Origin of the sequence: Streptomyces sp. NPDC007983, from assembly GCF_042958345.1 — a bacterium.
GTDB lineage: Bacteria > Actinomycetota > Actinomycetes > Streptomycetales > Streptomycetaceae > Streptomyces.
The window spans coordinates 388,121-402,443 of sequence record NZ_JBIBJI010000002.1 but is presented as its reverse complement, the minus strand read 5'-3'; the positions used below and the strand labels follow the sequence as shown (position 1 = coordinate 402,443).

Sequence of the window (14,323 nt, the reverse complement as noted above, 5' to 3'; positions counted from 1 at the left end):
GTCACCGGCACTCGATCACGCGGTACTTGGTTACGCGGCACTTGTCACGCGGCCGCCGCTCGGGGCCGCGCCGTGCCGGACAATCCCGCGGCGATTCCCAGGATTGTCGAGCGAAGCCACTGCTGTGCGGGATCCGCCGAGGACTGGGGATGCCAGTACATCACTTCGGACACGGCGGTCGCCGGCATCTCGATCTCGGCCGCCCGGAGCCCGAGCGCCCGCCCGAATCGGTCGAACATCCGCCGCTGCGTGATCGTGAACATCCGCGTGCCGGACAGCATGTGCAGGGCAGAGGTCAAGGTCTCCGTGGTGGCGACCGCGTTCCCCGGCCCCGGCCGAATGTTCTTCACGAGATGCGTCTCGGCCAAGGCCATGGCGGATCCGCTCACCCGCACATAGGGCAGGCGTGAAAGGTGCTCGGCAAAGAGACGGCCGCCGACATCGGGGTGGTCCTCGGCCACCACCCCGACGAAATCGTCGGACAGCAGCACGGCGCTGGGGAACGCGGAGTCGTCGTCGGAAACCGCCGCCTGGTGCCGAAGTACCAGGTCGCACTTCTTCTGGCGCAGCATATCGAGCGACCCCGCCTGATGTGAGATCAGATTGATCCGCACCTGCGGCGCGAGGTCGGCCACCTCTTCCCACAGCGGGCCCATCATCAGGACCGCCGAGTAATCGTCGGCGACCACGGTGAAGGTCCGCCGGGCGGAGGCGGGGTCGAAACTCGCCGTACCGCCCAGCAAATACCCGATCCGTGACAGGACGTCTTCGAGCTGCTCCACCAGGGAATCCGCCAAGGGGCTCAGCACCCACCCACGGCCGTCTTTGAGTAACAACGGGTCGTCGAAGACGCGACGCAGCTTCGCCAGCGCGGTACTCATCGTCGGCTGCCCCACGGACAGCCGCTCCCCGGCCTTCGTGACGCTTCGCTCGACGAGGAGCGCGTGCAGGGGCACGAGCAGGTTGAGGTCCATGTTGACCAGATTCGGGTTCCGCATTTCCTCTCCCTCCTTCGTACCGTTGCCGCAGGTCAGCGCTTCTTGGCCACCAGGTGGCGGTAGCTGTCGACCGGCGGCATGAACTGCGACGGCAGGACGCCCATCTTCTTCAGCAGCTTGGTGGAACGGCTGTCGTAGTAGCCGGCGAAGGAACCGCCGACGGCCTCCGGCCCCACCCGCTTGGCCATATGGCGCTGCACCATTCCTATGCGCTGCTCGCGCAGCGCCTTGTGGAAGGAGCCCTCAGGAGCCAGCCGTCGGTGAATCGCGGCCCTGACCTCCGGCGAGATATCGCGCTCGTGCACCCATTCCAGACCGAGGTCCTTCGCCTTCAGCTCCGCCATCTCCGCATGCCGCTGCGTGGTGAACAGATCGACGTGCGAGAAGTAGCCGCCCGGCTTGAGCACCCGCGCGACCTCGGTCAGGAACGTTTCCAGGTTGGGGTAGTTGTGCGCGCTCTCGATGTTGATGACGACATCGAACTCCCCGTCCTCGAAGGGAAGCTTCTCGGCATCCCCCTGGACATAGCTCAGACCGTCTCTGCCCAGCGAGGCATTGGCCCGCTTGATGGCTTGCTCCGACAGATCGAGGCCCACCATTCCGGCCGCCTTGGTGACGCGCGAGAGGAAGTTCAGCCCCTCGCCCAGGCCGCAGCCGACTTCCAGCACGGACTTGTCCGCGAAGTCGTCCAGGTCGAAGGGTACCTGCTTGAGCGCGAAGAAGTAGAGTTCCTCGGAGAATCCATCGGTGTCGTAGTCCAGGAAATCCGGGATCCTCGCGTTGATCTCCTTGGCGATCTGGTCGTCATGAAATCCCCAGTTCCACAGGATTCCCTTCTTCGACATCTGTGCCTGCAGATCGTAACTGGTGGCGATGGACTTCTTGAGCTTCCCGTCCTTGGCGTCCCCCCGGTTCCGTTCGCCGGTGAGGTTGATCTCGTTGACGCTCGAGAACAGCCCGTACATATCCTCGCGTGTACCCATGGTCTTCCTCTCTTGCGGTTTTCTACTTGGTGGGTGCGGGCTCCGGGTCCCGGAGCCGGCGGCGCAGCTCGTCGACCAACGGGCCCAATTCTTCGGCCCGTTCCGCCGCGCCGAACGCGTTGAAGTCCGGGCGAATCAGAAGGGCCGTCGCACCGGCCTCGGCCAGATAGGGCAGATAACGGTCGTCGACATCGACCACGGTTCCGGCGTCCAGCCCTTCCGGCGCGGTGCCGGAGGGCAGCACATGGACGAACCGGGTGCCAAGGCCCTCCAGGAACTCCGTCTGCCCGGCGTCGAGGAAAGGCCTCGGGTCGACCGACGCCAGCAGCACGAAGCCCAGCCCGATCACCTCGTCGAACAGGCCGGTCCGCTCCCCGCTCGCCACCCGGGCCTGGGGGGTCAGGGCACCGGCCGGGCCGATCGGCGTGCCGTCCGCCGCGCAGTGCAGCAGCCCCTCGGACAGCGGTATCGGCGTCGACATGGGCAGGGCCGCCGCACCGGTGCGTTCCCGCCCCGCGAGCATGATCGCGTCACGGTCGGCCGCCGCGACGGGATCGGTGACACAGATGACCTTGCCCAGTTTCACCGACGTGCTGATGGCGTGCTGGACGTGCGCGCGCCGCTCGGCGGTGTACGTGTCCAGCAGCCGCTCATCCGCGAGTCCCCGCAGCACGAGGTCGAGTTTCCAGGACAGATTGGCCACGTCCCGGAGCCCCGAACACATTCCCTGCCCCGCGAACGGGGGCATGAGGTGGGCGGAGTCTCCGGCGAGCACGAGCCGTCCGGTGTGCCACTGCCCGGCCCAGCGCGCCTGGAAGGTGTACACGGCGTGGCGCTCCAGCGTCGCGTCCTCGGGGCCGATGTCGAACATCGCGAGCAAGCGCCAGAGGGTGTCCTCCTTCTCCAGCTCGTCGATGCTCTCGCCGGGCAGCCGCATGAACTCGAAGCGGCGGTGTCCGGGCCCGGCCGACACCGCGGTCCGGGGCCGGGCCGGGTCACAGATCTGCAGGTTGTTCGGCTGGTATTCGCGTGGTTCGTGGAGCACCACATCGCAGATCAGCCAGTCGTAGAAGAACCCCAGGTCGGTCAGCGAGGCGTCCATGCACTCCCGCACGAAGCTGTTCGCGCCGTCGCATCCGATGACCCAACGGGCGGTCAGGGTGTGCTCGTTCGCGTCGGTGTCCTCGGTGACGATCTCGACGTGGTCTCCGTGGTCCTCCAGTTCCACCGCCTCGCGGCCACGGATCACCTGGAGGTTCGGGAAGTCCTCGCCCCGGGTGATGAGCGTCGATTCCAGCCCGGGCTGATACATCGCCGTGGCTTGCGGCCAGCCGCAGTGGCCGTCCGCCGCGCTCTCCATGTAGACCAGCGTTTCGCCCGCCGCGTTGCGCCAGCCGTAGTCCCGGGAGTTCTCGCCCACCTGGCCCAGGAACTGCCCGATTCCCATGGTGGCGAGGATTCGGGCGGCCTCGTCGTCGAAGCCGACGGCGCGCGGCATGGGATAGGGCTCGGGCCAGCGCTCGATGACCATCACGCGCCATCCGCGCTGGGCCAGCATGATGGACAGCACCTGGCCGACCGGCCCGTAGCCGATGATGGCCACGTCGGATTCGGGTCGCATCGTCGTCTCCATTCGACCCGGACCTCAGCCGTTCCCGGCCAGGATGTCCTTGACGACGCTGTCGTACTCCGCCGGATCGATCAGGGTGCGGATCTTCTCGTAGCCGTCCTCCACCCGCAGCAGCCGCTTCCCGGTCAGCACCAGCTGGCCGTTGGGCAGGGCGCGTCCCCGTAGCGCGGTGCCCGCGAACAGCGAGTCGCCCACGACCTCGTCCACCCCCGTGCGCTCCGGGCTGTCCCACTCGGAGACCTCGCGGGGCCTGAGCTCGAACCGGTAGACGGGTCGCCATTCGCCGGCCCGGTCCTTGCGCTCCACGACGTGATAGGCGCCTTGTTCGCTCAGCCGGTAGTCGCATCCGTACTGACGGGTGACCTCGCCGGACACCCGCAGCGGCTCCAGGTAGGACGGTCCGGCGAAGCCCACGTCCACCAGCCAGATGTCGCCGTCGAGCCGCACACAGCCGAAGGTGTGCTCGAGGTCGGGGCCGAACCGGCCGTTCGGCCACCGCTGCGAGGCCGCCAGTATCGCGACGTCGTAGCCGAGTTCCGCCAGGAGCCGGCGGAAGAGGCCGTTGAGGTCGTGGCACACTCCGCCGTTTCCGTTCACGATGATGTCGGTGAACGCCTGGTCGAGGTCGATGTCGACCACGTTCCGGAAGCCGGTGAAACTGTTGATGAAGTGGCTGCTGTCGTAGGCCACCGACATGAGGTGTCCCTTGTGCAGCGCCCGTAAGGTCTCGACGGTGGGCTCGGGCTCCCCCGTGAATCCGATACGGCGCAGATAGGTGTCGACCTCGAACATGCGGTTTTCTCTTTTCTCCCGGATCGTCACGCGTTCACGTCGTCCCACTTGACCAACAGCTCGCGCAGTCGCGTGACCACGAGCTCGCGCGTCGTGTCGTCGTCCTGTGCGGCCCTCGACATGGCGGATTCCAGCTTGTCCAGCTCCTCCGCCACGGAAGCCGACGGCACGGCGAGACCGGGCAGCAGTGCTTCCAGCATCAGGTCGGCGATCATGCCCGCGGTGGGCTGGTCGAAGATCAACCCGGGCGGCAGCTCCAGCCCGGACAGCTCATTGAGCCGGTTACGGAGCTCCAGCCCGGTCAGCGAGTCGAACCCGATGTCCAGCAGGGCGACACCGTCGCGCACCAGGTCCTTCCCCGCGTGCCCCAGCACGCTCGCGGCCTCGCCGCACACCACGTCGACCAGGGCCCGGTGCTGTTCCGGCGCGGGCAGCCCCGTCAGGCGTGAGTGCAACTCCGCGGCATCCCGACCGCGTTCGTGCGCGCCGCCGGGCTCCGCGGCGGTGTTCTTGTTCGTGTTCTTGTTCTTACTCGCGGCGGTGAGCGCGGCCACCTCCGGCAGGCCGCGCAGCAGCGGCCGGTCCCGCGCGACCAGGTAGGAGGGCGCGAACCGGGCCCAGTCGATGCCCGCCACCACCAGGTGGCCTTCGTCCCGGTCCATCGCCTGGGCCAGCGCCGATACGGCCAGCCGGGGCTCCATGAGCACCACCCCGGCCTCGGCGAACTCGTCCGCCACGGAGGCGTCGACCATGCCCCCACCGGCCCAGCCGCCCCAGGCCACCGCGGTGGCGGGGCGCCCGGCGGCCCGTCGGCGCCGGACCAGCGCCTCCACGAAGGCGTTCGCGGCCGCGTAGGCACTCTGCCCCGCGGCACCCCAGGCGGCGGCGCCGGAGGAGAACACCACGAAGGCGTCGAGTTCCTGATCGAGTTCCTGATCGGCCAGCAGCTCGTCGAGGTGGATCGCACCGGCCACCTTCGCCAACCCCACCTCGGCGAACTGCTCGATGGTGCTGTCGGCGAGCTGCCGCGGCTCCTGAGCGACACCCGCCGTGTGGAACACGGCGGTCAGCGGATGGACCGTCGGCACATCGGCGATCAGCTTGGCCAGCGCCGCGCGGTCCGTCACGTCGCACGCTTCGATGGTGACGCGCGCACCGAGCGCGCTCAGCTCCGCCTCGAGTTCGGCGGCGCCCTCGGCATCCCGCCCACGGCGGCTGATCAGCAACAGATGGTCGGCGCCCCGACCGGCGGCCCAGCGGGCGATATGGGCGCCGATACCGCCCGTGCCACCGGTGATGAGGACCGTACCGCGCGGGGTCCATGGCGATGACACCGCGCCCGTACCCGCGTCCGCGCCGGCCCTGTCCCGTTCCATCCGGCGCGCGAACACGCCCTCCGGGCGGATCGCCACCTGGTCCTCGCCGTCCACCCCGGACAGCGTCGCGGCCAGGTGCCCCAGCGCCCGCTGGTCGGGCTCGGCGGGCAGATCGACGAGACCGCCCCACGTCCTGGGATGGTCGAGGGCCAGCACCGTGCCCACGCCCCACAGCATGTGCTGGAACAGGCTCGTCAGCTCGCCGTCCTCCCTGACGGCCCCCGCACCCGTCGTCACACACCACAGGGGTGCGGTGATGTCCCGGTCGCCCAGCGCCTGCACGAGCGTCACCGTCGCGGCCAGCCCGGCGGACAGGGTGGGGTACGGGTCATACGGGCGATCGTCCAGGGCCAGCAGGGACACCACCCCCGACAGCTCGCCTGCCGCCGTCTCCAGCCGCGCACCGATGAGGTCGGCCAGCGACCGACGGTTCTCTTGGTCCACCGTTACGCGCAGAACATGGCCGCCGCGCTCGGCCAGCGCGCCGTCGACCGACTCCACCAGCGGACCGTCGTACCCGGCGGGCACCACCAGCAACCAGGCGCCTTGGGCGGTGGTGTCGGCGGGCGCGTCGATCGGCTGCCACGCGATCCGATACCGCCACCCGTCGACCGTCGACCGTTCCTGCCGACGGCTGCGCCACGAGGACAGGGCGGGCAACACCTCATCCAGCGCCGTCGTCTCGACGCTGAGCGTCTGCGCCAGCGCATGGGTGTCGCCGCGCTCGACAACCTCCCAGAACTCGGCGTCGTAGTCGCTGACGAGAGGTTCGGTGTCGGCCTCGCCTTCGAGCCAGAAGCGCTGCCGCTGGAAGGCGTACGTCGGCAGGTCGACGCGCCGCGCGCCCGTCCCCGCGAACACCGCCTCCCAGTCGACTACTACACCGCGCACATGCAGCCGCCCCAGGGCCGTGAGCAACGCGCGCTGCTCGTCGCTCACATCACGGCGCAGGGTCGGTACGCCGTCCTGCCCCACCATCGCGGTCAGCACACCGTCCGGGCCCAGCTCCAGGAACGTCGCCACCCCCTGCGCCCGCAGGGCCCCCACCCCATCAGCGAAGCGAACCGTGCCACGGACGTGCTCAACCCAATACTCCGGCGAGCACAGCCGTGCGGGCTCAGCCAGCTCACCGGTCAGGTTCGATACCACCGGCAGCTGAGGCGCGGCGTAGGCCAACCCGGCCGCGACCTGGCGGAAGTCCTCCAGCATCCCGTCCATCAACGGCGAGTGGAAGGCATGCGAGACCCGCAGCCGCTTCACCCGACGCCCCCGTGACTGCAACTCGGCCGCAACGTGAAGCACCCCATCCTCACCGCCGGACACCACGAGGGACGTCGGTCCGTTGATGGCCGCGATACTGACGCCCTCGGTCAGCAGCGGGGTGACCTCGTCCTCGGTGGCCTCGACCGCCACCATCACCCCACCCGCCGGGAGGGCCTGCATCAGCTGGCCCCGGGCCACCACCAACGCCGCCGCATCCTCCAGCGACCACACACCCGCCACAAACGCAGCCACAACCTCACCAATCGAATGCCCCGAAACAAAGTCCGGCCGCACACCCCACGACTCCACCAGACGGAACAGCGCCACCTCCACCGCAAACAACGCAGGCTGCGCAAACCCCGTCTGATCCAGCAGCTCCGACTCCCCGAAGACAACCTCCTTCAACGACCGACCAAGGGGAACATCCACGGCCTCACAGACCTCGTCGAACGCCTCCGCGAACACCGGATACGCCGCGTACAGCTCACGCCCCATACCCAGCCGCTGCGACCCCTGACCGGTGAACACCACACCCAACCGACCGGAAACCACCTCCTCACCACGCACAGCCGCCAACGCATCCCCCGCCTGACCGGCAGACTCCGCCACCACCACCGCACGGTGATCAAAGTGCGCCCGCGATGTCGCCAACGAATACGCCACATCCACCAGACTCACCGCATCGCCGTGAGCCGCCAGATAGGACGCCAACTGCTCCGCCTGCGCGGACACCGCATCGGCCGACTTGCCCGACACCACCAGCGGCACCACACCACCGGACACCACACGCTCGGCAACGTCATCCTCGACGACGGCCTCCAGCACCACATGCGCATTCGTCCCGCTGATGCCGAACGAGGACACCGCCGCACGCCTCGGCCGATCCACCTCCGGCCACTCACGCGCCTCCGTCAACAACTCCACCGCACCCGCCGACCAATCCACCTTCGGCGACGGCGCATCCACATGCAGCGTCTTCGGCAACACACCCCGCCGCATCGCCTCCACCATCTTGATGATCCCGGCCACACCCGCGGCCGCCTGCGCATGCCCGATGTTCGACTTCAGGGACCCCAGCCACAGGGGACGATCCTCCGCACGCTCCTGCCCGTACGTGGCCAGCAGCGCCTGCGCCTCGATCGGGTCGCCCAACGACGTACCCGTCCCATGCGCCTCCACCACATCGACATCGGCGGACGACACACCCGCGTTCGCCAGCGCCTGCCGGATCACCCGCTGCTGCGACGGACCATTCGGCGCCGTAATGCCATTCGACGCACCGTCCTGATTCACCGCGACGCCTCGGACCACCGCCAGCACCTGGTGCCCATTCGCCCGCGCATCCGACAACCGCTCCAACAACAGCAACCCCGCACCCTCAGCCCACGCCGTCCCATCCGCACCAGCCGCGAACGACTTGCACCGACCATCCGGAGCAAGACCACGCTGCCGCGAAAACTCGACGAAACTCCCCGGCGTCGCCATTACCGCAACGCCACCGGCCAACGCCAGCGAACACTCACCCGACCGCAACGCCTGAACCGCCGAATGCAACGCCACCAACGACGACGAACACGCCGTATCCACCGTCACCGCCGGCCCCTCGAAGCCGAACGTATACGCCACCCGACCGGTGATGAAGCTGCCCGCGTTGCCGTTACCCAGGAAGCCTTCCAGCTCATCCGGTACGCGTTTCACCATGGTGCCGTAGTCGTGGTACATGGCTCCCGCGAAGACGCCGGTCCGGCTCCCGCGCAGCGAGGTCGGGTCGATACCCGCCCGCTCCAGCACCTCCCACGACACCTCCAGCAGCAACCGCTGCTGCGGATCCATCGCCAACGCCTCACGCGGACTGATCCCGAAAAACCCCGGATCGAACTCACCCGCATCATGCAAAAACCCACCATGACGCACCGACGACTTCCCCACCCGACCAGGATCCGGATCAAAAAGATTCGCCACATCCCAACCACGATCCTCAGGAAACAGCGAAATACCGTCCCGCCCCTCCACCACCAACCGCCACAAATCCTCCGGCGAACCCACCCCACCCGGCAAACGACACCCCATCGCCACAATCGCCACCGGATCATCCGACACCGACTCCACCACAGCCGAACCCACCACCGGCTCGACCGCAGCCTCCCCCACCAACTCCACCCGCAAAAACTCCGCCAACACCACCGGCGACGGATAATCAAAAATCAACGTCGCAGGCAACCGCAACCCCGACACCGCATTCAACCGATTACGCAACTCCACCGCCGTCAGCGAATCAAACCCCAAATCGCTGAACGCCTGCCGCTCCCCCACACTCCCGGCATTCGCATGCCCCAACACCACCGCCACCTCACCACACACCACATCCACCAACACCCGCCCCTGCTCCTCACGCGACAACCCCAACAACCGCCCCGCCAGCCCCTCGTGCTGCGGCGTGGCGGCAGTGGTCTGGGCCGTGCGTCGTGGCTGACGGACCAGCCCGCGCAGCATGGACGGAAGTCGGTCCGCCCGGGCCTGTGCCGTCAGGGCGGCGAAGTCGAACTTCACCGGTACCAACACCGAGTCGTCGGTACGCAGGCCGATGTCGAAGAGCGCCATGCCCTCATCGGAAGAGAGTGCTTGCACCCCGCCACGCCCCATGCGGGCCTGGTCGGATTCGCTCATCGCCTCGATCATTCCGCCGGACTGCGCCCAGAGCCCCCACCCCAGGGACACGGTGGGCAGCCCCTGCGCCCGACGCCACTGCGCGAAGGCGTCCAGGAACGCGTTGGCCGCCGAGTAGTTGCCCTGCCCCGGACCGCCGATCACTCCGGCCGCGGAGGAGAACACCACGAACGCCGAGAGGTCGAGGTCACGCGTCAGCTCATGCAGCATCAGCGCCGCGTCGACCTTCGGCCGGAACACCGCGCCCAGGCGGTCCTGGGTCAGGCTCGCGATCACACCGTCGTCGAGCACACCGGCCGTATGCACCACGGCCGTCAGCGGCGCATCCGCGGGGATGCCCGCCAGCAACTTCTTCGCCGCTCGACGCTTCGATACGTCACAGGCCACCACGGTGACATCCGCGCCGAGCCGCTCCAAGTCGGCCGTCAGCTCGTCGGCGCCCGCCGCCTCCGGGCCACGCCGGCTCACCAAGAGCAGCTTGTGAACGCCGTGCCTGGTGACGAGGTGGCGGGCCACCAGGCCGCCCAGCGTCCCGGTGCCGCCCGTGATCAGCACCGTGCCCTCGGGGTCCAGGCGCGGGGAGGGGTCGGCCTCGGCGGACGTACGTACCAGCCGTGGGATCCACACCGCCCCGCCGCGCACCGCCACCTGCGGTTCTTCTGCCGCGAGCACGCCCGCCAGCGCGTTGCGCGAGGCGTGGTGCTCGTCCACGTCCATCAACACGATGCGGCCCGGGTTCTCCGCCTGCGCCGAGCGCACCAGACCCCACACCGCGGCACCGGCCGGGTCGGTCACCTCCGCATCGTCGGACACGCCGACCGCGCCCCGCGTGACCACCACCAACCGGCTGGCGTCCAGCTCCGGAGCGGCCAGGAACGCCTGGATGATGCCCAGCACCCTGCCTGCCAGGCCCCGGGCCCGCTCAGCGGTCACCACGCCGTCGATCGCGTCGACGGCCAGCACATCCGGTAGCGCCGCACCGGAGCTGACCAGCTCCTCGACGTCCCAGGACATCGACACCGAGCGAGGAGCGAGGCCCCCCGCCGCGGCCTCGACCGGCAACTCCGTCCACTGGACACGGAACAGGGAGTCCACTCCGGGTGTCTGTCCGGCCGTCTTCATCTGGTCCGCGTCGACGGCGCGCAGCACCAGCGACTCGACCGATGCCACCGGGGCGCCGTCACTGTCAGCGATCTCGAGGGCGACAGATTCCGGGCCAGTCGGTGTCATACACACCCGCAGCGCCGACGCGCCGACCGCGTGCAGGGTCATTCCACTCCACGCAAACGGAAGGATGACCTTTCCTGCCTCGGCCTTCCGCTCAGTGAAGGCACCACAGTGCAACACCGAGTCGAGCAGTGCCGGATGCAGCCCGAACCCGGCCGCCGCCTCCGTCTCCTCCGCGGGCAGAGCGACCTCGGCGAAGATGGTCCCGTCGAGGGTCCAGAGGGACCTCAGTCCCTGGAACAACGGCCCGTAGTGGTACCCCGCCTCGATCTGCCCCTGGTAGAACCCCTTCAGATCGACGCCCTCCGCGCCCTCCGGGGGCCAGACGTCAAAGGAGCGGGCGAGGGCGGGTGCCTCGCTCGCGAGCTGGCCGCTGGCGTGGCGAGTCCACGGTGTCTCGGACGCCGCGTCGTCGGGCCGCGAGTACACCGCGACAGAACGCCCACCATCGGCCTGCTCCCCGCCGACCGTGACCTGCACCCGTACGGCACCCGTGTCCGGCACCACCAGCGGCGCCTCGATCACCAACTCCCGCAGCGACCCCGCGCCCACCTCGTCGCCGGCACGGATCGCCAACTCGACCAAACAGGTGCCGGGCAGCAGAACCACATCCGATACGACGTGATCGGCCAGCCAGGGCTGAGCTGTCAGGGAGAGACGACCGGTGCAGAGCACACCGCCGGTGTCCGGTATGGCCACGACGGTGCTGAGCAGCGGGTGCAATGCGCCATCGGCTGCCGCAACGCCAGACGTCAGCCAGTAGCGCTGCCGCTGGAAGGCGTACGTGGGCAGGTCGACGCGCCGCGCGCCGGTCCCCGCGAACACCGCCTCCCAGTCCACCGCGACACCGCGCACATGCAGCCGTCCTACGGCCGTGAGCAATGCCCGACGCTCATCGGTCACGTCACGGCGCAGGGTCGGTACGCCGTCCTGGCCCACCATCGCGGTCAGCACACCGTCCGGACCCAGCTCCAGGAACGTCGCCACCCCCTGCTTCCGCAGGGCCTCCACCCCATCGGCGAAGCGGACCGTGCCACGGACGTGCTCAACCCAATACTCCGGCGAGCACAGCCGGTCAGCATCGGCCAGCTCACCGGTCAGGTTCGACACCACCGGCAGCTGAGGCGCGGCGTAGGCCAGACCGGCGGCGACCTGGCGAAAGTCCTCCAGCATCCCGTCCATCAACGGCGAGTGGAAGGCGTGCGAGACCCGCAGCTGCTTCACCCGACGCCCCTCAAAGCGCCCGGCCACCGCCATGACCGCGTCCTCGACGCCGGAGAGCACCAGCGACGTCGGCCCATTGATGGCCGCGATGCTGACGCCCTCGGTCAGCAGCGGGGCTACCTCGTCCTCGGTGGCCTCGACCGCCACCATCACGCCGCCCTCGGGCAACGCCTGCATCAGCTGGCCCCGGGCCACCACCAACGCCGCCGCATCCTCCAGAGACCACACACCCGCCACAAACGCAGCCACAACCTCACCGATCGAATGCCCCGCCACAAAATCCGGCCGCACACCCCACGACTCCACCAGACGGAACAGCGCCACCTCCACCGCAAACAACGCAGGCTGCGCAAACCCCGTCTGATCCAGCAGCTCCGACTCCCCGAAGACAACCTCCTTCAACGACCGCCCAAGGGGAACGTCCACGGCCTCACAGACCTCGTCGAACGCCTCCGCAAACACCGGATACGCCGCGTACAGCGCACGCCCCATACCCAGCCGCTGCGACCCCTGACCGGTGAACACCACACCCAACCGACCGGAAACCACCTCCTCACCACGCACAGCCGCCAACGCATCCCCCGCCTGACCAGCAGACTCCGCCACCACCACCGCACGATGGCCAAAGTGCGCCCGCGACGTCGCCAACGAATACGCCACATCCACCAGACTCACCGCATCGCCGTGAGCCGCCAGATAGGCCGCCAGCCGCTCCGCCTGCGCGGCTACCGCGTCCGCCGACTTCCCCGACACGACCAACGGCACCGCACCACCGGAGACCACACGCTCGACGGCAGGCTCCTCCACCACCTGCTCCAGCACCACATGCGCATTCGTCCCGCTGATACCGAACGACGACACCGCCGCACGCCTCGGCCGATCCACCTCCGGCCACTCACGCGCCTCCGTCAGCAACTCCACCGCACCCGCCGACCAATCCACCTTCGGCGACGGCGCATCCACATGCAGCGTCTTCGGCAACACACCCCGCCGCATCGCCTCGACCATCTTGATGATCCCGGCCACACCCGCGGCCGCCTGCGCATGCCCGATGTTCGACTTCAGCGAGCCCAGCCACAGCGGACGATCCTCCGCACGCTCCTGGCCGTACGTCGCCAGCAGCGCCTGAGCCTCGATCGGGTCGCCCAACGACGTACCCGTCCCATGCGCCTCCACCGCATCCACATCCACCGCCGACAACCGCGCATTGGCCAGCGCCTGCCGGATCACCCGCTGCTGCGACGGACCATTCGGCGCCGTAATGCCATTCGACGCACCGTCCTGATTCACCGCACTGCCCCGCACCACAGCCAACACCTGGCGCCCATTCGCCCGCGCATCCGACAACCGCTCCAACAACAGCAACCCCACACCCTCAGCCCACGCCGTCCCATCCGCACCAGCCGCGAACGACTTGCACCGACCATCCGGAGCAAGACCACGCTGCCGCGAAAACTCAACAAAACTCCCCGGGGTGGCCATCACCGCAACGCCACCGGCCAACGCCAGCGAACACTCACCCGACCGCAACGCCTGAACCGCCGAATGCAACGCCACCAACGACGACGAACACGCCGTATCCACCGTCACCGCCGGCCCCTCGAAGCCGAACGTATACGCCACCCGACCCGATACGAGACTCCCTGCCGCTGCCGCCGCTTCGTAGTCGTGGTACATCAATCCGGTGAATACGCCGGTCCGGCTGCCCTTTAGCTCGCTGGGGTCGATACCGGCCCGCTCCAGCGCCTCCCACGACGCCTCCAGCAGCAATCGCTGCTGCGGATCCATCGCCAACGCCTCACGCGGACTGATCCCGAAGAACGCGGGGTCGAATTCGTCCGCGTCGTGCAGAAATCCACCTTCCCGCACATACGACTTGTCCGGCTGGCCAGGTGTGGGGTCGAAGACGTTGTCGATGTCCCAGCCACGGTTCACCGGAAACGAGGAGATGCCATCGCCGCCGTCGACCACTAACTGCCAGAGCTGCTCGGGTGAGGAGACGCCACCCGGCAGCCGACAGGCCATCGAAACGATCGCGATGGGCTCGGCCGAGGCCGCCAGGGCTTGGTCTCGCTCCTCCTTGAGCTGCTCGTTCTCCATGAGCGAGGCGCGCAAGGCGGTGATGAGCTTTTCCTCGGACACAGACATTTCAGTTCCTCCGTA

Annotated in this window: 5 protein-coding genes; all 5 read right to left on the bottom strand. The window is 68.5% G+C overall.

The genetic code is table 11. The annotated features are described in order from the left end of the window. Positions 1–44: 44 nt before the first annotated feature. The 5 genes from ACFZCY_RS06510 to ACFZCY_RS06490 are packed head-to-tail and all read right to left on the bottom strand — an operon-like array spanning position 45 to position 14,302. Positions 45–998 (bottom strand): LysR substrate-binding domain-containing protein, encoded by a 954-nt coding sequence (locus ACFZCY_RS06510; protein ID WP_391169909.1) that lies wholly within the window; start codon positions 996–998, stop codon positions 45–47. A 32-nt stretch (positions 999–1,030) separates the two neighbouring features. Continuing rightward, a complete protein-coding gene (locus tag ACFZCY_RS06505) occupies positions 1,031–1,981 on the bottom strand; it encodes a methyltransferase domain-containing protein (RefSeq protein WP_391169908.1) in 951 nt (316 codons plus the stop codon). A 22-nt stretch (positions 1,982–2,003) separates the two neighbouring features. Continuing rightward, on the bottom strand, positions 2,004–3,602 hold the full coding sequence (locus tag ACFZCY_RS06500) for a bifunctional 3-(3-hydroxy-phenyl)propionate/3-hydroxycinnamic acid hydroxylase (protein WP_391169907.1): 1,599 nt from the start codon (positions 3,600–3,602) through the stop codon (positions 2,004–2,006). 24 nt (positions 3,603–3,626) lie between these two features. Further along, entirely contained in the window at positions 3,627–4,403 is a 777-nt protein-coding gene (locus ACFZCY_RS06495; RefSeq protein WP_391169906.1) for an arylamine N-acetyltransferase, read from the bottom strand. A gap of 26 nt (positions 4,404–4,429) precedes the next feature. Further along, positions 4,430–14,302, bottom strand: coding sequence for a type I polyketide synthase (locus ACFZCY_RS06490; RefSeq protein WP_391169905.1), 9,873 nt, complete (start codon positions 14,300–14,302; stop codon positions 4,430–4,432). Positions 14,303–14,323: the final 21 nt, after the last annotated feature.

Bases quoted from the DNA above. Each gene is read 5' to 3' on its own strand.
- ACFZCY_RS06510 (WP_391169909.1), bottom strand. From the start codon at position 998: ATGCGGAACCCGAATCTGGTCAACATGGACCTCAACCTGCTCGTGCCC.
- ACFZCY_RS06505 (WP_391169908.1), bottom strand. From the start codon at position 1,981: ATGGGTACACGCGAGGATATGTACGGGCTGTTCTCGAGCGTCAACGAG.
- ACFZCY_RS06500 (WP_391169907.1), bottom strand. From the start codon at position 3,602: ATGCGACCCGAATCCGACGTGGCCATCATCGGCTACGGGCCGGTCGGC.
- ACFZCY_RS06495 (WP_391169906.1), bottom strand. From the start codon at position 4,403: ATGTTCGAGGTCGACACCTATCTGCGCCGTATCGGATTCACGGGGGAG.